The organism is Lysinibacillus sp. GW823-FHT02G10 (assembly GCF_058797135.1).
Window position 1 is genome coordinate 1449733 of the sequence record NZ_JBXAJI010000001.1, and the last position, 18296, is coordinate 1468028.

The 18296-nt window shown below is 36.3% G+C and carries 31 protein-coding genes; 5 read left to right on the plus strand and 26 right to left on the minus strand.

Annotated features, from left to right (window positions below):
- Positions 1-37: 37 nt before the first annotated feature.
- From AC1RFD_RS07575 to AC1RFD_RS07585, 3 genes are all read right to left on the minus strand, one after another.
- Positions 38-268, minus strand: a complete 231-nt coding sequence (locus AC1RFD_RS07575; protein WP_492474745.1) for a hypothetical protein — start codon at positions 266-268, stop codon at positions 38-40.
- A 158-nt stretch (positions 269-426) separates the two neighbouring features.
- On the minus strand, positions 427-1125 hold the full coding sequence (locus tag AC1RFD_RS07580) for a hypothetical protein (protein ID WP_492474747.1): 699 nt from the start codon (positions 1123-1125) through the stop codon (positions 427-429).
- A 918-nt stretch (positions 1126-2043) separates the two neighbouring features.
- A complete protein-coding gene (locus AC1RFD_RS07585; protein ID WP_492474748.1) occupies positions 2044-2457 on the minus strand; it encodes a LuxR C-terminal-related transcriptional regulator in 414 nt (137 codons plus the stop codon).
- 182 nt (positions 2458-2639) lie between these two features.
- On the opposite strand from AC1RFD_RS07585, the gene AC1RFD_RS07590 reads away from it, so the two are divergent.
- The gene (locus tag AC1RFD_RS07590) at positions 2640-2822 is read left to right on the plus strand and encodes a hypothetical protein (RefSeq protein WP_391540529.1); all 183 of its coding nucleotides are present in this window, start codon (positions 2640-2642) and stop codon (positions 2820-2822) included.
- A 58-nt stretch (positions 2823-2880) separates the two neighbouring features.
- On the opposite strand, the gene AC1RFD_RS07595 is transcribed toward AC1RFD_RS07590, so the two are convergent.
- The 23 genes from AC1RFD_RS07595 to AC1RFD_RS07705 form a co-directional block, all read right to left on the minus strand.
- The gene (locus tag AC1RFD_RS07595) at positions 2881-3066 is read right to left on the minus strand and encodes a hypothetical protein (protein ID WP_492474749.1); all 186 of its coding nucleotides are present in this window, start codon (positions 3064-3066) and stop codon (positions 2881-2883) included.
- A 105-nt stretch (positions 3067-3171) separates the two neighbouring features.
- Positions 3172-3357: a hypothetical protein gene (locus AC1RFD_RS07600; RefSeq protein ID WP_492474750.1), complete on the minus strand. Its 186-nt coding sequence runs from the start codon at positions 3355-3357 to the stop codon at positions 3172-3174.
- Positions 3358-3390: 33 nt separating this feature from the next.
- Positions 3391-3717, minus strand: a complete 327-nt coding sequence (locus tag AC1RFD_RS07605; RefSeq protein WP_492474751.1) for a hypothetical protein — start codon at positions 3715-3717, stop codon at positions 3391-3393.
- Positions 3702-4127, minus strand: coding sequence for a RusA family crossover junction endodeoxyribonuclease (locus AC1RFD_RS07610; protein WP_492474752.1), 426 nt, complete (start codon positions 4125-4127; stop codon positions 3702-3704). Before AC1RFD_RS07610 ends, AC1RFD_RS07605 begins: the two co-directional genes overlap by 16 nt.
- A gap of 75 nt (positions 4128-4202) precedes the next feature.
- Positions 4203-4388, minus strand: coding sequence for a hypothetical protein (locus AC1RFD_RS07615; protein WP_492474753.1), 186 nt, complete (start codon positions 4386-4388; stop codon positions 4203-4205).
- A gap of 21 nt (positions 4389-4409) precedes the next feature.
- The gene (ssb, locus tag AC1RFD_RS07620; protein WP_492474754.1) at positions 4410-4913 is read right to left on the minus strand and encodes a single-stranded DNA-binding protein; all 504 of its coding nucleotides are present in this window, start codon (positions 4911-4913) and stop codon (positions 4410-4412) included.
- A complete protein-coding gene (locus tag AC1RFD_RS07625; RefSeq protein WP_492474755.1) occupies positions 4910-5314 on the minus strand; it encodes a YopX family protein in 405 nt (134 codons plus the stop codon). The genes ssb and AC1RFD_RS07625 overlap by 4 nt, the downstream gene beginning before the upstream one ends.
- Positions 5311-5550: a hypothetical protein gene (locus AC1RFD_RS07630; protein ID WP_492474756.1), complete on the minus strand. Its 240-nt coding sequence runs from the start codon at positions 5548-5550 to the stop codon at positions 5311-5313. Before AC1RFD_RS07630 ends, AC1RFD_RS07625 begins: the two co-directional genes overlap by 4 nt.
- Positions 5547-5735 carry a hypothetical protein gene (locus AC1RFD_RS07635; RefSeq protein WP_492474757.1) on the minus strand — a complete coding sequence of 63 codons (189 nt, stop codon included), beginning with the start codon at positions 5733-5735 and terminating at the stop codon, positions 5547-5549. The genes AC1RFD_RS07630 and AC1RFD_RS07635 overlap by 4 nt, the downstream gene beginning before the upstream one ends.
- Positions 5728-6207, minus strand: coding sequence for a hypothetical protein (locus tag AC1RFD_RS07640; RefSeq protein WP_492474759.1), 480 nt, complete (start codon positions 6205-6207; stop codon positions 5728-5730). The genes AC1RFD_RS07635 and AC1RFD_RS07640 overlap by 8 nt, the downstream gene beginning before the upstream one ends.
- Before the next feature lie 32 nt (positions 6208-6239).
- Complete coding sequence (locus tag AC1RFD_RS07645) at positions 6240-7115, minus strand: DnaA ATPase domain-containing protein (protein ID WP_492474760.1); 876 nt, start codon at positions 7113-7115, stop codon at positions 6240-6242.
- Positions 7045-7911: a phage replisome organizer N-terminal domain-containing protein gene (locus AC1RFD_RS07650; RefSeq protein ID WP_492474761.1), complete on the minus strand. Its 867-nt coding sequence runs from the start codon at positions 7909-7911 to the stop codon at positions 7045-7047. The genes AC1RFD_RS07645 and AC1RFD_RS07650 overlap by 71 nt, the downstream gene beginning before the upstream one ends.
- 15 nt (positions 7912-7926) lie before the next feature.
- The gene (locus tag AC1RFD_RS07655) at positions 7927-8295 is read right to left on the minus strand and encodes a hypothetical protein (protein WP_492474762.1); all 369 of its coding nucleotides are present in this window, start codon (positions 8293-8295) and stop codon (positions 7927-7929) included.
- Positions 8296-8364: 69 nt separating this feature from the next.
- Complete coding sequence (locus AC1RFD_RS07660) at positions 8365-8760, minus strand: hypothetical protein (RefSeq protein ID WP_492474764.1); 396 nt, start codon at positions 8758-8760, stop codon at positions 8365-8367.
- Positions 8761-8770: 10 nt separating this feature from the next.
- Entirely contained in the window at positions 8771-9472 is a 702-nt protein-coding gene (locus AC1RFD_RS07665) for an MBL fold metallo-hydrolase (protein ID WP_492474765.1), read from the minus strand.
- Positions 9472-10350, minus strand: coding sequence for a recombinase RecT (locus AC1RFD_RS07670; RefSeq protein WP_492474766.1), 879 nt, complete (start codon positions 10348-10350; stop codon positions 9472-9474). The genes AC1RFD_RS07665 and AC1RFD_RS07670 overlap by 1 nt, the downstream gene beginning before the upstream one ends.
- Before the next feature lie 2 nt (positions 10351-10352).
- Positions 10353-10589, minus strand: coding sequence for a hypothetical protein (locus AC1RFD_RS07675; protein WP_492474767.1), 237 nt, complete (start codon positions 10587-10589; stop codon positions 10353-10355).
- A 1-nt stretch (position 10590) separates the two neighbouring features.
- The gene (locus AC1RFD_RS07680) at positions 10591-12621 is read right to left on the minus strand and encodes a hypothetical protein (protein WP_492474769.1); all 2031 of its coding nucleotides are present in this window, start codon (positions 12619-12621) and stop codon (positions 10591-10593) included.
- 446 nt (positions 12622-13067) lie between these two features.
- On the minus strand, positions 13068-13310 hold the full coding sequence (locus tag AC1RFD_RS07685) for a hypothetical protein (protein ID WP_492474770.1): 243 nt from the start codon (positions 13308-13310) through the stop codon (positions 13068-13070).
- Positions 13307-13825 carry a helix-turn-helix domain-containing protein gene (locus AC1RFD_RS07690; protein ID WP_103118608.1) on the minus strand — a complete coding sequence of 173 codons (519 nt, stop codon included), beginning with the start codon at positions 13823-13825 and terminating at the stop codon, positions 13307-13309. The genes AC1RFD_RS07685 and AC1RFD_RS07690 overlap by 4 nt, the downstream gene beginning before the upstream one ends.
- A gap of 213 nt (positions 13826-14038) precedes the next feature.
- Positions 14039-14260, minus strand: coding sequence for a hypothetical protein (locus AC1RFD_RS07695; protein WP_492474771.1), 222 nt, complete (start codon positions 14258-14260; stop codon positions 14039-14041).
- Entirely contained in the window at positions 14257-15036 is a 780-nt protein-coding gene (locus AC1RFD_RS07700; RefSeq protein ID WP_492474772.1) for a phage antirepressor KilAC domain-containing protein, read from the minus strand. Before AC1RFD_RS07700 ends, AC1RFD_RS07695 begins: the two co-directional genes overlap by 4 nt.
- 37 nt (positions 15037-15073) lie before the next feature.
- A complete protein-coding gene (locus tag AC1RFD_RS07705; RefSeq protein WP_333880350.1) occupies positions 15074-15331 on the minus strand; it encodes a helix-turn-helix domain-containing protein in 258 nt (85 codons plus the stop codon).
- A gap of 161 nt (positions 15332-15492) precedes the next feature.
- Here AC1RFD_RS07705 and AC1RFD_RS07710 point away from each other — a divergent pair, with 161 nt between their 5' ends.
- The 4 genes from AC1RFD_RS07710 (at position 15493) to AC1RFD_RS07725 (ending at position 18245) form a co-directional block, all read left to right on the plus strand.
- Complete coding sequence (locus tag AC1RFD_RS07710) at positions 15493-15921, plus strand: helix-turn-helix domain-containing protein (protein WP_492474773.1); 429 nt, start codon at positions 15493-15495, stop codon at positions 15919-15921.
- A gap of 69 nt (positions 15922-15990) precedes the next feature.
- Positions 15991-16719, plus strand: coding sequence for a PH domain-containing protein (locus AC1RFD_RS07715; RefSeq protein WP_492474774.1), 729 nt, complete (start codon positions 15991-15993; stop codon positions 16717-16719).
- A gap of 8 nt (positions 16720-16727) precedes the next feature.
- Entirely contained in the window at positions 16728-17789 is a 1062-nt protein-coding gene (locus AC1RFD_RS07720; protein ID WP_492474775.1) for a thermonuclease family protein, read from the plus strand.
- A gap of 18 nt (positions 17790-17807) precedes the next feature.
- Complete coding sequence (locus AC1RFD_RS07725; protein ID WP_333880346.1) at positions 17808-18245, plus strand: ImmA/IrrE family metallo-endopeptidase; 438 nt, start codon at positions 17808-17810, stop codon at positions 18243-18245.
- The last annotated feature ends 51 nt before the right edge of the window (positions 18246-18296 follow it).

The window sequence follows — 18296 nt, forward strand, 5'->3', positions numbered from 1 at the left end:
TAAAATAAAAAAAGACGCCTAAATGACGTCGATTAAATCAATCAAATAATACTTTAATTGCTTCCAAAGAATGTGTTTTTAATTGCATTTTAACACCATTCTCAACTGCCTCTTCTATAGTCTCTCCACTCCCAAAACAACTTCGGTCTGGATATCCTAAATAATATACCTGTACAGTTACTTCATTCGATAACGGGTTTTTTTCCACTTCGAAATACTCAATATCATATCCATATAAATGGATTTTACCTTTAATTTTTTCAGTCATAATTCAACCTCCTTTAACCCTTATTATAAGTTAATTGGAAATGAATTGTAATGTGTATTTCACTCTCAAAAGTAAGTACCGTTGCCCAGCAGTCAAAGGGGAGGAAACTGCTCGATACTCACTTTTCAGGGCAAAAGAAAAACATCCCGAAGGATGTTCTACATGTTCATACCTACATCTATCAAATTTAATTTATATTCCTCTAATAATTCCATTAATAGTTCAATTCTTATTAACGAATCCCTATAAAATGTTATTTTTAATACTTCTCCATCAAATTCATGTGAAGCATTCTCAATATTATACAAACTCATAAATTTAACTATAAAATTTGATAAAAATTGTTCAGATTCGGGTGGAACTTTAAAAAGAAGTTTATAATTGTGCATTTTTTGCCTTTTAACTTCTGCATCCTTATCGTAATAAAGTTTAAGTTTATTATTAATATCGTTAAAATTCCTCTTTATAGTATGGTTTATTTCGCTAATCATTTGTTCATCTTCTTTTTTATTTTTAATAATTTCACTGATATCGTTCAATAACTGGGTTTCAGCAGGTGCAGTTACAGCATTTGGATCTAATTTGTCGAGTTTACTATCCATATTATCAATCTTTGAAGTAATTTTAGTCAGCAAATTTGACGTTTCACGAGTTACAATTTGATTGTCACTATCTTGTTTCCACGCAATAAATATTGCTAACAATGCTAACGCTATTGAAACTGCACTAGATATAATCCCGAAATTCACTTCTATATTTTTACTTCTAGCAAATATTGTTGCTATTAAGAGCACTATTATACCGATTAATACTCCTAATAACCAAAACCAATCTCGATTCGTCCAATTTTTAAACATTTAAAAAACCTCCCAATCAATCATACTTTGCGAGGATGTAAATTGGAACAATTTTCTACATATTTTACTCTCAAAACCACACCAAACTCCGCCCTATCGGTTACTAGTACATGCCAGTGCTCTTTGGTATCTAATGCCCCTGAGATACTTGGTCACCCGTAAACCAATCCTTTTTATTTGTATGGCTGTTTGATGCAGTTTTCAAAGCAAAAGAAAAAGCCTCCATCCGAAGATGAAAGCTTAAATATTGTGGTAATCCTATTGTTCGAGTGCTCACTTTTGACATCGTGGCAGAGCGTACCACGTTATTTCGTAATTGTGTTTTAGATTTATAGTGCATTTCCGTGCACTATGTTGATGTAGTAAGTTTGACTGAAATTATGGAAAGTGGACGAAGTTCACATAGTAACCACTCCTTCAGTTTTATTTGCCTTTTATATTAATTAAGTTACCTAATCTCTTAAAAAATATGGGCCGGCCGTGTATGTCATGCTCCGAACAAGTTTGCTCAGCGCGGGTCGGTCGTCGGTCTGTCTTTCCCTAATATTTAGGATTTTATAAATACCAAGAGAGGAAAACATTGCCGCACCGTCCTGCCTCCCAGTTTACATTATTATTTTCAGCTCACCTAATGTTGAAAGTATGGCAACTTTGGCAAGTTTGGAAAATGTGCCATATTTTTTGTGTACATCTAAGAGTAAACTTTCTGCCCCTTGCTTTATTTAGGCAAAGGGGGTGTTAGGGATGAGTAGAAAACCCAATAAGGATACTAAAAATGAGCATCAAAATAAAGATTCGAAAATCGATGCTAAATTAGTATTTCTGTTATTACGTATTTTAGTTATGTTGAGTGAACTCTTCTAGTTAAGTTTAGTTTAATACGTACACCATTAATAAAATGTGGTGTACGTATTATCTCTATCCAATCATTTGCTCTACAATACCGTCTTTGATGTTCTGAATATGTGTGTGGCTTAATCCCATATTTGTCGCTATCCATCTTTTTGATTTTCCATCTAACATCCAGTTTAGTACTTGAACCTCTCTGTCGCCAGTAACTCGTTCAACAAGCATTTGAACTTCTAATAGCTTTCTCTCATACTCTGCAACACGTTTAATATTTTTGGAGCGTCTAATAGCCTCCTGCATAATTGGATCACCTACGCCGCCTGCTGCCTTTGGAAGTGTAGCTTCAATCCCATACTGTGCCGTTTTTGCCCCTATAACCATTTCTGTACGCATTTCTTTGATGGCGTTAACCATCCAGTGGTAGTCTGTAATCATTGAATCTAAAGCATCTGGTGTAATCGTTAGTGTTCTTTCTTTTAACATAGGTTTGCCCTCCTACGGTGTGATATACTAGAGTTGTGAACACCATCAAAGGGCATAAACCAATTCGAGCTGTAGCGTCTGCAAACGCTGCAGCTTTTTTAAAAAAGATAGGGCAAATAATGGCATTTTCAATTCAATGTTATTTATAATGAATTTAGATATATTTTAGGTGGCCAGCAGGCTTGGTGACGGCCATAGCAGCCTTATACACTTTATTAATTATTTTAAAGTACCTTTTAAAATTCAAAGCGATTTTAAAGGAGGCTGATATGAAAATAAATTCTTTTGATTTTTCAACTGATTTTATAGGCCATATTGTTGATTTGTGTGGCTCGTTATTAATAGCGGCTGCTCTGGCGGCCTAAGATATATCGCTTTTTGCTCAAAATGTTCAGTAATCAATATTCGATAGCGATCCCGTAGTTAGTTGAAAAAAGTGTCAATATAATCTGCTAAGAAATCACCTAATTGATTGTAAAACACCTCATCATCTTCAATCCCATTAGCAAATTTCTCTATTTCCTCGGCTGTTAGATCGATCTTTCCTTCATCTTTCATAGCACTCAATTGATATCTAATAAACACTTTAAACGCTTCTCTCGGACTCATTTTGCCTTTCTCTTGCTTAATATCTTTCGTTACTCACACAATCCGTACTGACTTGAGATACTGGTACTTCTTCCATCAGTTTCAAAAGATCATATTGTTCAGTAGTTAATCTTCCATTTCTTCTAATTTTTCTTCATATTCATGTTGTAAATCTTCCACAAGTTGACCGATAAACTCCAACTCGTTTTCATTCTTAGCCAATGAAAATAACTCTTTTTTAAATTCATCCCAGTACGCTAAGTTTTGTTGTAATACCCCATTTTCATTTCTTGTAATAAATTTAATTGTCATTTTTATCTCCCTTTCGTTACTGCACATTTTCTTTCAACTAACCACTTTCATCTTCCCTAACACCCCAGATTCTTTTTTCTCTTTAAAATCTTCAAACCAATCATCATAATCCCCATCTAACCTCTTGCCGATTAATCCATGCTTTCTTGGTTTGATTACTCCTAGTAGCTCTAAATCTATAGCTATAAGAGCAGCGCTAACCTTATGAATATTCAACTTGCGATAAATCAGATTAAGAGAGAAATCAGCTTCCCACATACCGATGAATTTTTCGATCTGTGCATGAGTGAAATCCAGTTGCACCATTTCATGTTCTTCCTGTGAAAATAAGATGTATCGATTCTCTACTTTTCTTGCCATTCAATTGTCACCTCTGCCCTCGGCTGCTCTGAATAAAACTTCCGTACATTCATCTCAACTATCTGGGAATCATCGTGCCAAATAACTTTGTTACACCCATCCTTAATACCTTTTATCAAATTATCTAGATCTGGCTTTGTTGTAGGTAGTAATTCACCACTAGCAATAAGCTTTCTCTTTGGCCCTGTGCGATATTTTTGTGGTGGCATGAGATAAATATCAGCTTGTAGTTTAATTGGCTCTGTAATCAATTCAGACGGCTTATTTTGCCATGCTACGAGCTTTACAAAGTCTTTGAAATTCTTGCTTTTAGGTGCATCATGTGTGATTACTTTCTTGCCATGTCTACTAAAGCGAGGTCGCTCTTGTGGTTGAATAACTCCTGGTATTTCAAATGTGAGTACGTTCATGTTTGCCCTCCTGTCAGCACTCTTAGAAGTCTGCTGATAAAACAATCTAATGCTGTTCTATCAGCAGCGTGTATTTTAGTTACAATTCAAAAATCCATTTAATTCAGCTTGTGATTTACCCGTTGGTACTGCTACTTCGGCAGCTACTTTTACGAGTGATGTAATTGTCTCTAAACGTTCTTTTTCGAAACCAACTAAATGTACTTGTCCATCGATTTCAAGCAGGATTGATACTTGAGCATTTGTAAGGTCTTTTTTCATCAATATCACCTCAATCACTTTTTAGAATGGAAGATCTGATTCATCCACCTCAATCGGTGCTTTCGAACCCGCAAAAGGATCTTCATCGACCCTTGTATAACTCGGCTGATTATTACCGCCATATTGCCCCTGTGAACTGCCTTGATACTGTCCACCTGTATTTGTACTAGATTCGTGGTTTGATGCGCCCTGTGAGCCTCCTGTGCTGTTTCTTGGCTCTAAGAATTGGATACTGTCTGCAACAACGTCAGTTGTAAAAACACGCTTTCCATCCTGCCCTTCATAGCTGCCCGTTTGGATTCGCCCTTCCAAACCTATTAAGCTACCTTTTTTCATGAAGTTTGCTAGGTTCTCAGCTTGCTTTCTCCAAGCAACGCACGAGATAAAGTCTGCCTGTTGTTCTCCTTCATTTTTGAATGGTCGATTGACTGCCACTCGGAATTTACATGAGGCGATGCCTGACGGTGTATACCGTAACTCTGGATTGGCAACCAACCTTCCAACGATAACAGTACGGTTGATCATGCTGTTCCCTCCAGCAATTCAGGGTTTTCGTAAATGTTTCCGATGACTTCAGAAACAGAGTTAAATTTCCCAAGAGACTTATATGCTACGAAATCTGTGCAATCAATATCCCAAGAACCGAACATATCATTCCAAACCACAGGACCAATTTTATAAATCCCTCTTTTATACTGGAATTTAACAATATCTCCCTCATAAATCTCCTTGCCATTCTTGTCCTTTAAGCCTGCGTATTGCATAAGATTACATTCATAATCTTCAAATCCTTGATAGTTACAGCCGTTTTCAATCTGCTCAATCTTCACTAACCTACCGTCACCATCAATGAAATAGTCATCATCAGGTGTAATGTAAACCATACGTCCTTTTAACCATGCACGAAACTTAATCTCTCTACTCATGCCGAAACCTCCCTCTTATCCCAAACCTCAATTATTTGGAACCCTTCTTTTTTCAGTGATTTAAAATCCGGATGTGCGACTGGTACTGTAGCCCATATTCGCTGCTCATTTTCTTTTTTAAACATCGTTGCAAACGTCTTATATTTGTTGTATTCAGCTGGCTTTTGCATTTTAACTTTCGGTACTGACTTACGGGCACTAGGAATGTCAATTGGAATGCCGTTACGTCGTCTCATGCAGCCATCGCCCCTTCCATTCGTGATATAAGATAATCCGTAGCCTCTTCAGCATCTTTCAGCCCCACCAAGGCTCTCAATTGATCCAAGCGCTTATAAGCCATGGTTTCGTTTTGTTTGCCTCCGAAGCGTTGATGTTGCCCTAAATACAAAATGATTTGGTCGATTAGGAATTGTTCATTCATGAGCTTTACCACCTAGTGCTTGACGTGCCTTTTCGCCCAAATCAACTGCTAAATCAGTTTCTTTATTCATGTGAGCTATAATTACGTATTTACTTAAATCACCATAAAAACAAAGCGTTTCGCTAAGTCGTTTATTTTCAGCAACCAATGCTTCTTGCTTTGCCTTGTGATTCTTACAAGCATTCTGCAATGTTTTAATTTCATTTACTTTTTGACGTACAATTTTCCTTGTATCTCTCAGCATCCCACGTAGGTATTCAACCTCGGCAACAAGTGCTGGCACATCTTCTAGAGAATGAGTTACAAATTCAGCATCTTCAATACCCATCAAGCAAGCTGGAAGATCATAATTTTCATCTGCACTTGCTGCATTAAATCTCCCTTCATATCGAGATTCTTCAACTAGCCATGGTCCTGGAGTAGCATTCCCCACACGTTCTTTAATGGCATTCAACTGCTCTTGTTTCATCATCCCTTCACCCTCCATCAAGGGGCTGTTGCCCCTCACTTTAATCTGTAATTCAGCGATAAATCCTTATCGATGATTAAAAAATATCGTTTACACATTTGATAAAGCCTTGTACCAAGTGCTTCATCTAGTAAAATCATTTGGTCAAAATCTAGCTCGCTACTAAGGAAAATAGGTTTCTTATTCATGTACCGATAATTAACCACCGAATAAATCTGCTTAATCTCCCATGAACTAGCTTGCGGTATCTTGATTGGCATATTGTCTTTATCTAATGCAACCTCACCGTTACGATCACGTTTGTTTACTGGTTTGAAAAGATCATCTATGAATAAAATATCTACTTCTTTCATGCGGATAAGCTTTGCTTGTAATTTCTCAAAGTCGTCTCGTAAGTCATCAAATCCTTCAACGTAAGGGAAATATAAGACTGACTTTAATTTCTTTAGCATCATGTTGTTACTTAAAGCTGATAACAAATGTGTTTTACCAAAACCAGGTTGTCCAAGTACTGCAATTCCGACAGCCATTTCCTCGGCCTCCGTGAGCCCTGTAACTGGCTTTTCAAAATCCTTAAAGTACTTCATCGCTAAATCCTTTGCTTCAACCACTAGACTGGATTGCCCCTCCGTGTAGTAGTTTGCAAAAGTCATAGCTTTAAAGTTGTCTGTGATCTCGCTGGCCTTGATTAACTTGTTAGCAATCTTTTGCTTTTCACATGAACAGTCAACCCATATCTGAAATGATTTGCCACAGGTAATGCTTTTTTCATCCTCATCCACTTTCATTTCAAAGAAGCCACCAACATCTTTGCATTTAGGACAGGTAAATTCTTTTTGTTCATTCGTTGCTACTTCTTCGGGTGATAATCTTAGGTACTTCTCTTGTATTTTTTGAAGTACTTGCTGCATTGGATCCACATATCTTCACCTGCCAATCTGCGTATGTTTTTACACCATCATCTTTTCGCCAGTTATCTAAAATACCAACTACATAAGCGAATGATCTACCTCGCATTTCTTTAGCTGTTTTAATAGCCTCTAAGATTAGAGCAGGCTCATAAAAATCAAGAGCTTCATTCAGCTTTGCAAGATCAGTATTTTTTGGTTCTCGTATACTTTGGCTAAAGAAATCTTTTAGTTTTAAAAACTGAATATCAGTGACAGGACTGACAGACTGACCGACAACTTCTTCTATGTTGTTTATAGTCTCTGTTCTCTTAACTCTAGTCTCTAAACTCTGTTCTCTGTTCTCTGGTGGAAGTTTGTCGGACATTTGTCCGTTTTCATTTGGACATTTGTCCGACGTTTGTCCGATTAATAGCTTTTTCTCAGCTTCAATTGTCATTCGAGCACGCTTTTTACGTTCAGCTTCTGTGGATGCTTTACCAATAAATAATTCAATATCGTTCATGTAAATAGTGCCGTTATCCAGTACTTCTATAAGCTCTAAATCTCTGAATATATTAAGTGCTTTCTCCACTGTCCCAATCTGGTGACGTGTGATTGTAGCTATCATTTGAGCGTTGTAAGGGATTGTGTCTTTGAACATCAAACGACCTTCATTTTTTAAGCTTTTTAGATATAGTTTGATAAGAATATTTGAGTACAACATGCCCTCTGGCATTGATTCCAGCATGACTAACTCTTCACTTTCGAAGAAGTTTTCTTTCAGTCGCATATAGTAGTACTTCTTGTTGTCTGCCATTTGCCCTCGCCCCTCCTAAAAAATTAAATCTATGCCATAACGCCTTTTGTCTCTATCAAGAGTCGCAATCCTACGTAACATGCGTTCTGGAATATCTTCCTTAGCTTTAATAAAACCTTTGAAGTCATACACTAAGTAATCTTCAGCACCACATTTAATACATTCATCGTGACTGGGTTCGCTTAGATGTTCTTCACCTGGTATCGGTGCCCAGCGTTCTTTCCAATCATGATGACAATTAATCAATATTTCATAGCCTTTATCGATTAATAGAGCAGAACTATTGCAATACTCTTCCTCATGGATTTTGGCACCGTGTTTAGTGAGTAATCGTTTGCCACAATGATCACATTGGAATAATGTTTGGTTTTCCAAAACCTTCATGATTCACCCTCCATATTTTCAATATTCAAATTTTTAATCACAGAATTATTCACAGCATCCACAGAACCTTTAACGTTCAAGAAGCTTTAGATCATAGTTGGACTCAATAAATCTAATTGTTAAAGGTCGGTTTACATCGTTTCCTAATCGGTCGTAGATCCTATACATTTCATCTTTTGTGAAATTTGTACCCAATACCTCGTTGAAACTACTTAAAACTTTTGGTGACCAGTATTTGTTTAAACCTTTTGCTATTGGTCGAGATAGCCAAGCTAACATCTTACATTTAAAGTCCAAAGCAGTTGTCACACCTTCTAAACGAAAGTACACGTTGTTTCTTGGTTCTAAAATAAGCTCGTTACTACGATTAATAAAAGATTTTGGGAATGCCTGTAATGCATGATTTATGATGCTTTTCAGAGCAATTTCTTCATTCAAAGCATGCAATTTTTCAGTTTCGCTCATCATTAACCTCCTATGGTATAAAAATCATCTTGCCTGTTGCTCTTGCTACTGCTTTAAAGATGCGCTCCATGTTGCTGTTACCATCAGATAAATGCAGTAAATGTATTTCTTCGACCTTTGATAAGTCGTTAGCTTTAAAGAACTCTAGTAGGTTTTCTAAGCTGAAATGCGACTTCATAACACGCTTTTTCATTGCTGGATGTACTCGGCCACTATCTACGTTTTCATCTAAAGTTTGTTGGTCATAGTTACACTCGATCATGATGTGAGTTAAACCTTTGAATCGGTATTTGACGTAATAAGTATCCGTTGCAAATAACAACTTGCTACCGTTGTCTGACTGTAGTAAAAACCCTAACGGCTCGTTCACATCGTGCTGTACATCAAACGGCAATATGGTCCATGTGCCAACTTTAAATTGCTTCTTACTTTCAACCATTTTAATTCGATGATGTTCAAGCGATAATGCCTCTCTAGTACCTTGTGACATGTAAACATCAAGCCCTCGATTTAACACCGATTCCACGCCTTTACAGTGGTCTTTATGTTCATGGGTAACAAGTACGCCACCAAGGTTAGAAGTCTCGAAATTGACGCCTTTCTGAATGTCCTTGAAGCCGATACCGCACTCTAGGAGTAGAGGGGTGCTACCATCTGTAATGTGATAGCAATTCCCCTTACTGCCAGTAGCTAGAGTTTTGATTTGAATCATTAGAATCCTGGTCCATCAGCGAAGGATGCTTGCTGCTGTTCTTGTTGTGGCACTTCTACATAATCAGCATCTTGGACTGGTGTTGGTGGTTCTTGAATATCAATTTCTTCGGTATTGGCGTTTTGTTCAATTTCTTGTTGTACTTCTTGAATTTCTCCCATGTCCTTAATTTGAGGCTCGTATTCGTTTTCTGTTGATCGATTAACTGCTTCAATCAGTAAATCACTATCATCAGAAGTGTTAACGAATGCCTTTGCAGCACGGTTGATAACTGTACGCTTTGCCATTTCTTGTGGGAATTTTTTGTGTACTGATTGAGAAGTTTTACTTTGCCCCCAAGAAGTTTCGATTTCTTTTCTAGTCATAACAGTCAGTATTTCTTCACCCTCTGTTGTTTGAACAACTGCATAAGCACCTAAAATATCTTTATCTCGATTTTCAAATGCAGTCTTATGACTAATTAGTCGTTCACGACCATGATAATTTTCGTAATCAAATACATCATCTTTATAGATAACGTTTGCCCAAATATCCTTAACTCCACTCAATCTCTTTAATACTGTTTGGGTGCCAAAATACGAACGTAACAACTGTAATTGACTACCATAAACTACAAAGTAACATTGTGTTTTAGCTGGACTTAAACCTTGTACTGTCATATCTAAAAGTGCATTAGCGATAGATTCCTTGGTACACACTTCTAATGCTGGGCGACCTGCTTTATCCTTCACTTCTTGCAATTTGAAAAATGCTGATTTTAAAGCATTGCTAGCATTATAATTTTGCGGAATTACTAACCCTTCTTTTTGCAATTCTCCTAATTTACTGTTGACGCTATCTGTTATGTCCTTTTGAATAATTGCTAATTGATTAGTCATGGTTAAATTGCCTCCAATACTTTAAGTTTTAATGCTTCTTCATCAGAAGAATCGAAGCTTTCCATGTGCACTTGTATTTCTCTAACTTGGCAATTAACTAAAGTAAGATTTTCACCGTCCACTGACTTTACAAGAAAAACTCGGTCAAATTTTTCCCCATCTATGTCATGGCCTTGAATGTGTACTGCCTTACCTGCTAGATTTGAGTTAAAAACAGTTGTTTGTTCAAATAAATCCATATTAAATTGCCTCCTTAAGCATTGGTTGTTGTCCTTCTACCTCTATACGTAGCTGCTTGTCCTTTTCGGATACAACCAAGCTAATAAGTTGAGTATCTACATCGATAAACTTGGTTACAGCCTCGGCATTGTCCACAAAAATAGGCGCCTGGATACCGAAATGAGAAGATAGAGTATTGATGATGTCTAAGCCAACATTAATTTTTGCTGCATTGTTAAGGCCTGTGCCGTATGGTACACCTTTATAAGTCGTTTCACATACTTCATTAAGTCCACCATTTACTTGAGTATCAAATAGCTTGAATCGAGCATATTTGAACTTACTATTAATGCGATCTGTAAGCAGGTTTACCTTTGTACGAATAAATTCTTCTATTAAGAAGGTTGTTTGCTCTAACTTTTCGTACTCTTGAGCAAGTTTTACTTGCTGATCTTCCAGCTCGATAATGCGTTCCTTACTCGCTTCAATATTTGCGTGTTGAGCAAGAGCGCTATTGCATTCTTTACGCTCAAGATTGAGCTTATCGATTTCTTCATCAATACCAGAAACAGCCTCGTAAGCATGCTCATTTAACTGTTTAATTTCAGCCTGTAATGTTTCTAATTGTAGATTGATAGATTTATACTCCTCAGTCGTTGTAACGTCCTTCACTGATGATTGTGCGGTTTCAAGTGCCTTTTGAGCTTTCTTCAACTCTTTGTCTTGTACCACTAAATCATCTTGATACTTGTTCATTTCTGCTAAAATGACATCATGTTCATTACGTAATAGAGTTAAGCTATTGTTTAATTCCGCAACTTGCTCTTTATGAGATATACCTTTACGATTTATTTCAGCAAGTATATTTGTTCTACTTTCATTAAATTGGGCTAATGCTTCATTTCTAGCATTTTCAACTTGTTCAACAGGTAACGATTGTTTACAAGCTGGGCATTCATGATTATCTCCATGTTTGAATTCTTCTGCCTCAATTACGCGGTATTCTTTTCGTAATTCATCCATTTCTTTTTCAATACGAGAAATGTCATCTTGTATGCGATTAGCCTGATCTACTTTGAATTTCCGATTGTTATCAGCCTGTTGCAGTTTGCTATTAATAATTTGGATGTTTCCTTGAACTTCTTGCAACTTGGCTTGAGCCTTATACACTTCTTGCATGCTGTCAGCTTCAAACGTTCGTTTAAGGTCACTGCGCTTCATTTCTAATTGTTGTAATTGGCGCTGTTTATCAAGTACAGATGCACCATTCTTAACACGGATTTTTTGTTCCTGTAGTTCTTCAATATTCTTTTCGATTTGGAGAACTTGAACACGCATTTTTTCAACATCTACTGTAGTTTCGGGCATCATTTTATTAATTTCATCAATACGTACCGGGATCTTTTCTAATTCTTCATTAATGTGCTTTTTCTTACTGACAATGATTTTCTTCATATCCTCTAGCGACTTGCCATATAATAATTCGTTCAACTTTGCTAGCGAAGTGTTAGAAGTGATTACTTCCTCGTCTGAAATATCACCACAGATTTCTAATAACAACTTGCGTTTTTCTTGCCATTTCAGTTGTTCGTTAAAGTAAGTTGGTGATGTTAAAAGCTTGAAAACTTCTTCATCTACAATGCTTTCAACTTTAGCTGTATAATCCTTTTTAGACATCGGCACCTCGTCTACAAAATGCTCTACAACATGCCCAGTGAACTCTGCTACAGCTTGTCCACGCTTTTTAGTCCACTTTTCTTTATAAATTTTCTTTAGTGTAACTGTGGCACCATCCACTAAGAACGTTCCCTCAACCGTGTGTTCAAGGTTATGTCGCTCAGAACCATCACCGTTTAATGTCTTGATTGCAAAATCCTTTTTGTTATTGCTGTCCTTATCGAATAACAGCCATAAGAATGCATCAAATGTTGTTGTTTTCCCTACCTCGTTATCACCAAAAATCTGTGCGTTACCACCATCTAATTGAATGTCTAGCGATTTAATACCTTTGAAATCACGTAGTTTTAATACAACTAACTCGATTTTCTTCATATCCTTTGCCCTCCTGTGGTAGAATGATATAAATATTGTTTTTACAGACCACTGTTCGCGCAGTGGTTTTTTATTTTGATGGATAACCACCAATCTACTTACAAAACTGTCGTCGCAACTGGGGCCTATTGGCTGTCGCTCGCAAATGGTCATGGCGTACTGTGCTCGGTTTTATAAATAGATTGCTAGTCCCATCAAGCAACTCACAGTGGCAAAGCTAAACCGTAGGGAGACGGTGCTGTAAGCTGCTTGACGAGAGCGAGATAACTCTCGCAAACGTCGTAACTTGTGGTATAATAGATTTGTATATAAGTTGTCATGGCTGTTTAATCTTTCGCTCAGATTAAGCAGCTTTTTTATTGCCATTTAACTTCTCCAAAACCCTCTTATCACAGAAGAAATGTACATATATTAATCTCTGCTTTAACGTCATGTGCCGCCACGCTCTAGGCTTGATACGCAAGTTTCTTCACCACCTGAACTAGTATTCCTCGTTGGTTTAAATCAGCAACCGTTGCCCATAACTCTTTTCGCTTATGAAGTTTCTCTAGTTGATCCAATGAATTATGTAGGTCTCGTTCTAGTTGTTTTGCTATGTTGATACGACCTGCTTTTACATGTAGGTTGATTACAGCCGTTAGATCATGGATACATCTGATTTCACGCTCAATTTGTTCATCTATATTCATTTAATAAATCCTACCTTTTGAAGATATTTGTAATGATCCATCCAAACCCCTGTGTAACTAATACCAAGGTGCTCTGTGGTTACTGCGATAAAGTTCGCTAGTGCTGTAGCCGCCTCAACTGCCTCTTCGATCATGTCCATAATGTTTTTTCGCTCATAATGCTCAATGGCATCGCTTGGTTTTGCTAGGCTTGTACTAGTTATGGCGTCCAAGGCTTCTTGGAGTTCTTCTATTGTTTTTTCACGTACGCTACATCTATGAAGGTCTACGTTTGGGCCGTTCAAGTAAATAGGTCCTGTTCCTGTGTACTCATGCTGCACTGCTAAAGCAAGCTTCGGATTATCAAACCGATTAACCAGTGTTCTACTAATATCCGATGGCACTTTAGCACGGCCATTTTCATATCGAGAAAGCCGTTCCCTTCCAACACCAATGTCTAAGCCAAGACTTAGCTGCGTCTCACCACCCCTTAATTCTTTAATTACTCCCCCAACTGTATTTTCAGTGACATTCACATTTACCACCCTTTCTATTTAATTAAGGTCACATTTCAGGTTAAAGTTAACTTGGTTGCAACCATCAAGTTTCAGCAATTTGTGTATAATAATGGTTAAGAGGTAGATTTGCCCCTACCTCTTAGTTTCTACTAGATTGGTAGTTTGATTTATCTTGAGGCCATTTGCCCTGGCCTCTCCTATTTAATTGCACCTGCTCGTGCTTTTTTATTTTTAATTCCATTCATTCATAATGATATTTTGAATAGTTTCTTTTGTTGGTTCTGCTAACCAAACTCTTTTACTGCGTGGTTTAGGCTTTCTTTCGTAACGTTTAACTCTTGGATCACAGAGTAGATTAGCTTCTAGAAAAGTTTTTTTGTATCGTGTTTCTCGAACGATATCATCTATATCCCAAAAAAGTGTTACTTCATCTTTGGTTTGATCTTGTATCATATAGCAACCACCTTTTTGAGAAACTTTTTAATAAAGTAGGCTTGTCCTTTACCTGTGATTTTTGATGTCCTACTAATGCTGATTTCCCCACTAGTGTGATGGATAGGTGTTTCTTTAATTTCGAACAAACCTAGTTCCATTGACTTTTGAGTTGGTGAATTGAAATCTGAACCTTTACGCTTGATTAAATAGCCATTTTCTCTAAGCCATTCGAATAGACGTTTTTGCCCTACATCTACACCGTTTTGTTTTAGAATTTTGGCGAAATCACCAATTAAAATTGATGTATGACTTGCTTGTATCGCTTCAGCAAATAGCACTTTTGGTTTTTGCGCTTCGATAATAAGTTGCTGCTCAACTATTTTTTTCTTGTTACTTTCGATAGTTTTTTGAGCGATAAGAAAACCTTTCGCTAAAATTGTCATTTCATCGTCATCTTCATTGGTAGCGATAAAACCACCGTTTAGACGAATTTCTTTTAAAATGTTTTTGACCTGTTTTTTAAATTGTTTAGCGATAGGTTTTCGTGATTGCATTAAAACTTCATATAAACCATCTTCTGTTAAGAACCAGGATTCTTGGGTTCCGCCAAGGGTGTAAACATTGTTTACTACCTTTTCTTCATCATCCACTGATTTAAGCATCATTCGTGTGTTGCTATGTTCAATCCAATCAGCAACGTCTTTTGCAAGAAACAATGGACTTTCTGGAGAACCATAGACCATAAATTTTTTTGTTAAGACTTCTTGTTCATGAATTACTTGTAATTGATTCATGTTTTTTACCCTCCTTTTATGACTGATAGATAAGAACTTACGCTAGTTGCCTTTCTACTTGAAAAGAGACATTTTCAATTTCATTTATAACGGAATCCGTTAGTTTATCTTCAAAAAAAACTGCTACATGCACACCTAATAATGTAGCTATTACTTTTAAGTGTTCCGCACTCAACTTACTTGTTCCGTTTTCAATACGGCCATAAGTCATTTCTGTAACGTTAATACCTTTTGCTAAGTGTCTTTTAGTAATCCCTCGTGCTACACGAATTTTCTTTACATTCTCGTAAACCATTTTATCACCTCTTTCAAACTAACGTAATCCGTTGATAACAATATACTAACGAAATCCGTTAATGTCAACTATTTTTATATTATTTTTCTCAAATTCCGTTAATAACATATCAAATTCCGTTAGTTTTGGGTATTCTTCAATTATAGAAAAGAGGTGTTTAGATGAGTGATATAATAGGTTCTCGCATAAAAGAACTCCGGAAAAATGCACATTATACACAGCAACAACTCGCTGATAAAATCTCTGTATCCCCTCAAGTTATTTCAAATTGGGAACGTGGTTATACAGAACCAAGTGCGGATGATATTGCGAGATTATCAGAAGTATTGTCTTGTTCTAGTGATTACATATTAGGGAAAACATCTGAAATTTTTATTAAAGATGAAATGCCCTTGCAGAAAGATGAAAACGACATCGCTAAACGTTTAGAAAAATTTCGCCAAGAAATTGAAAACAGTGATGGTCTTGCTTTTGATGGCGAACCAATGTCCGAGGAGGCTAAAGAATCACTAATTGAATCAATGGAACATATTTTTAGACAAACGCAGCGCATAAATAAAAAGTACACACCTGGCAAGTATAAAAAATAAAAGGCGATAATGGCCTTTTTTTAACAATTATCATTGTAATATTTATACTTTTATGGAGGGGTTGGGCATATGAGTTTCTTAAAAAAACTATTAGGAACACAAGATAAAACACCCGAGGAACTTGAGGCTGATCGTATTAAAAAGATGGAAAAACAAGAAGAAAAGAAGAGACAAGAGGAATTACGTAAACAAGAGTTTGAAGAAAAACAGCGTGAACGTGATGCAAAAAAATCTCAAGAAAAAGCATTACAAGAAAAATACATTGGACTTGGCTTTGGAACAGGCTTAGATTTCTCTTTACTTAAAGGAACCATTCACTATTTTGAAAGTTTTGTCTTGCAGCCAAATGAAGAGGTTTTACATTCTATAAAAGCTGAATATGACAAAACAAAAAAACGAGAAATAAAAGGGTTGTTAATTGCTACTGATCAACGACTAGTATTTGTTTCTTCTGGTGCTGGGTATGGACAATTCATTGAAGAATTCGATTACAGAAAAATGAATGGTATAGGGCAAGCAACAGAACGTTTTAATGAAAAAGTTATTTATATTGATATGGGAAGAAGTCGTAAAAGGTTTGATGATATTATTTCGAATGATCGTTTTAATCAATTTGTTGATGTTGTCACAAAACAAATTAATCTATTAAGAAATGCATCTATTAGTAGGAATCCTTCTACAAAATCTAAAAATGTTGATAAATATGCTACTCTAGAAAAAATAGCTAAATTAAAAGAACAAGGTATTCTAACAGAAGAAGAATTTTTAATTGAAAAAGAAAAAATACTGAAGTCTTGAGGTGCATAATGAAAGCAATAAAATGGATCCTATTACTGTTCTTCTCTTTAGTAACACTTAGTTTAGTAGGAGTATCGCCTATTGTTTGGATTGGAATTATATTAATAGTATTTGGAACATATCAAAAAATTCAACAAAATAAAGGAAAAGTTACATTCTCGAGACCAGGACTTATAATAGCAGCTGGCTTTGCTTTTTGTTGGATTACTGCAATTATTCTCACAGAACCTACAACAGAAGTAGTAGAAAAAGAGAAAGATACAGTCTCAATTGAAAAAGTAGCTAAAGATGACAATACAAAAGAAAGTTTACCTGTTATCGCCGCTGATAATAAACCATCATCAGAAGAAATCAAAAAACAGGAGCAAGAAAAGAAAAAAGCCGAAGAAGAACAACAATTAATAGAAAAATTATCTAACCTAGGGTTAGTAACTGCTACAGTTTCAAGAGTAGTTGATGGTGACACCGTTGAACTATCAGATGGAAATAAAGTTCGATTAATTGGAGTTAATACACCAGAGTCTACTACTAGAACTGAAACCTATGGAACAGAAGCGAGTGATTTTACTAAATCTCATTTAGAAGGTAAGCAAGTTTACTTACAAAAGGATGTATCTGAAACAGATCAATACGGCAGACTTTTAAGGTTAGTTTGGACTGATATACCAAGTGATATAAATAACGAAATTGAAATTCGATCAAAAATGTTCAATGCAAAGCTAGTACTTGATGGTTATGCAGAACCTTCTACTTACAATCCAGACGTGACTTACAGTGAATATTTTGTTACTTTTGCGAGTGAAGCACGTAATCAAAATAAAGGTTTATGGGCTTATGGTGCCGAAGGTACAACTAAAGGGGACTTAGATTCACCCCCAACGGTAACTACAACTAACAACTCTAGCGATACTACCAATACAACATCCACAACTTCTTCTGGTGGTGGATATGAATATTATAAAAATTGCACAGAGTTAAGAAAAGTATATCCTTCAGGTGTAGGCCAAGACCACCCTGCTTACGCTTCTAAACACGATCGTGACAAAGACGGCTGGGCATGCGAAAGATAGAAAAAGAGAAGTGATTACATGTGGATTAGAGAAAAAGTGATATTCCTTAAACAAAAATTTAAAACAGATTGTCCATATGATTTGGCTGAATATTTAAATATACATGTCCTGTTTCATAATTTACATGAAGAAATCCGGGGTTATTACAAATATGATCGACGTAACCAATATATAGTTATTAATTGTAACCTTGATGACCAACTTAAATTATTAGTTTGTGCGCATGAACTAGGCCATGCATCTTTACACCCTAGATTAAACACCCCTTTCATGCGCCAAAATACTTTGTTTTCTGTGGATAAAATAGAACGAGAAGCTAACCGTTTTGCAGCTGAATTATTAATTCCAGATGAAGATCTATTTAAATCATACGATCAGATGACTATATATGATATAGCTTCTATACATCAAGTACCAGTAGAGCTGGTAAAGTTGAAGTATAAGGAGCTATTTTAATACCCAAAAAAAGAACATATATTCCTATTTTGAAAGGAGTGATGCCAAAGA

What these genes read in the sequence shown, in the direction of transcription:
- AC1RFD_RS07615 (WP_492474753.1), bottom strand. Translation starts at nt 4,388, where the DNA reads ATGAAAAAAGACCTTACAAATGCTCAAGTATCAATCCTGCTTGAAATC.
- AC1RFD_RS07715 (WP_492474774.1), top strand. Translation starts at nt 15,991, where the DNA reads ATGAGTTTCTTAAAAAAACTATTAGGAACACAAGATAAAACACCCGAG.
- AC1RFD_RS07695 (WP_492474771.1), bottom strand. Translation starts at nt 14,260, where the DNA reads ATGATACAAGATCAAACCAAAGATGAAGTAACACTTTTTTGGGATATA.
- AC1RFD_RS07635 (WP_492474757.1), bottom strand. Translation starts at nt 5,735, where the DNA reads ATGAATGAACAATTCCTAATCGACCAAATCATTTTGTATTTAGGGCAA.
- AC1RFD_RS07600 (WP_492474750.1), bottom strand. Translation starts at nt 3,357, where the DNA reads ATGACAATTAAATTTATTACAAGAAATGAAAATGGGGTATTACAACAA.
- AC1RFD_RS07580 (WP_492474747.1), bottom strand. Translation starts at nt 1,125, where the DNA reads ATGTTTAAAAATTGGACGAATCGAGATTGGTTTTGGTTATTAGGAGTA.
- AC1RFD_RS07665 (WP_492474765.1), bottom strand. Translation starts at nt 9,472, where the DNA reads ATGATTCAAATCAAAACTCTAGCTACTGGCAGTAAGGGGAATTGCTAT.
- AC1RFD_RS07605 (WP_492474751.1), bottom strand. Translation starts at nt 3,717, where the DNA reads ATGGCAAGAAAAGTAGAGAATCGATACATCTTATTTTCACAGGAAGAA.
- ssb (WP_492474754.1), bottom strand. Translation starts at nt 4,913, where the DNA reads ATGATCAACCGTACTGTTATCGTTGGAAGGTTGGTTGCCAATCCAGAG.
- AC1RFD_RS07655 (WP_492474762.1), bottom strand. Translation starts at nt 8,295, where the DNA reads ATGAAGGTTTTGGAAAACCAAACATTATTCCAATGTGATCATTGTGGC.
- AC1RFD_RS07675 (WP_492474767.1), bottom strand. Translation starts at nt 10,589, where the DNA reads ATGGATTTATTTGAACAAACAACTGTTTTTAACTCAAATCTAGCAGGT.
- AC1RFD_RS07725 (WP_333880346.1), top strand. Translation starts at nt 17,808, where the DNA reads ATGTGGATTAGAGAAAAAGTGATATTCCTTAAACAAAAATTTAAAACA.
- AC1RFD_RS07700 (WP_492474772.1), bottom strand. Translation starts at nt 15,036, where the DNA reads ATGAATCAATTACAAGTAATTCATGAACAAGAAGTCTTAACAAAAAAA.
- AC1RFD_RS07670 (WP_492474766.1), bottom strand. Translation starts at nt 10,350, where the DNA reads ATGACTAATCAATTAGCAATTATTCAAAAGGACATAACAGATAGCGTC.
- AC1RFD_RS07575 (WP_492474745.1), bottom strand. Translation starts at nt 268, where the DNA reads ATGACTGAAAAAATTAAAGGTAAAATCCATTTATATGGATATGATATT.
- AC1RFD_RS07595 (WP_492474749.1), bottom strand. Translation starts at nt 3,066, where the DNA reads ATGAGTCCGAGAGAAGCGTTTAAAGTGTTTATTAGATATCAATTGAGT.
- AC1RFD_RS07660 (WP_492474764.1), bottom strand. Translation starts at nt 8,760, where the DNA reads ATGAGCGAAACTGAAAAATTGCATGCTTTGAATGAAGAAATTGCTCTG.
- AC1RFD_RS07630 (WP_492474756.1), bottom strand. Translation starts at nt 5,550, where the DNA reads ATGAGACGACGTAACGGCATTCCAATTGACATTCCTAGTGCCCGTAAG.
- AC1RFD_RS07585 (WP_492474748.1), bottom strand. Translation starts at nt 2,457, where the DNA reads ATGTTAAAAGAAAGAACACTAACGATTACACCAGATGCTTTAGATTCA.
- AC1RFD_RS07640 (WP_492474759.1), bottom strand. Translation starts at nt 6,207, where the DNA reads ATGATGAAACAAGAGCAGTTGAATGCCATTAAAGAACGTGTGGGGAAT.
- AC1RFD_RS07645 (WP_492474760.1), bottom strand. Translation starts at nt 7,115, where the DNA reads ATGCAGCAAGTACTTCAAAAAATACAAGAGAAGTACCTAAGATTATCA.
- AC1RFD_RS07610 (WP_492474752.1), bottom strand. Translation starts at nt 4,127, where the DNA reads ATGAACGTACTCACATTTGAAATACCAGGAGTTATTCAACCACAAGAG.
- AC1RFD_RS07710 (WP_492474773.1), top strand. Translation starts at nt 15,493, where the DNA reads ATGAGTGATATAATAGGTTCTCGCATAAAAGAACTCCGGAAAAATGCA.
- AC1RFD_RS07625 (WP_492474755.1), bottom strand. Translation starts at nt 5,314, where the DNA reads ATGAGTAGAGAGATTAAGTTTCGTGCATGGTTAAAAGGACGTATGGTT.
- AC1RFD_RS07705 (WP_333880350.1), bottom strand. Translation starts at nt 15,331, where the DNA reads ATGGTTTACGAGAATGTAAAGAAAATTCGTGTAGCACGAGGGATTACT.
- AC1RFD_RS07650 (WP_492474761.1), bottom strand. Translation starts at nt 7,911, where the DNA reads ATGGCAGACAACAAGAAGTACTACTATATGCGACTGAAAGAAAACTTC.
- AC1RFD_RS07680 (WP_492474769.1), bottom strand. Translation starts at nt 12,621, where the DNA reads ATGAAGAAAATCGAGTTAGTTGTATTAAAACTACGTGATTTCAAAGGT.
- AC1RFD_RS07685 (WP_492474770.1), bottom strand. Translation starts at nt 13,310, where the DNA reads ATGAATATAGATGAACAAATTGAGCGTGAAATCAGATGTATCCATGAT.
- AC1RFD_RS07720 (WP_492474775.1), top strand. Translation starts at nt 16,728, where the DNA reads ATGAAAGCAATAAAATGGATCCTATTACTGTTCTTCTCTTTAGTAACA.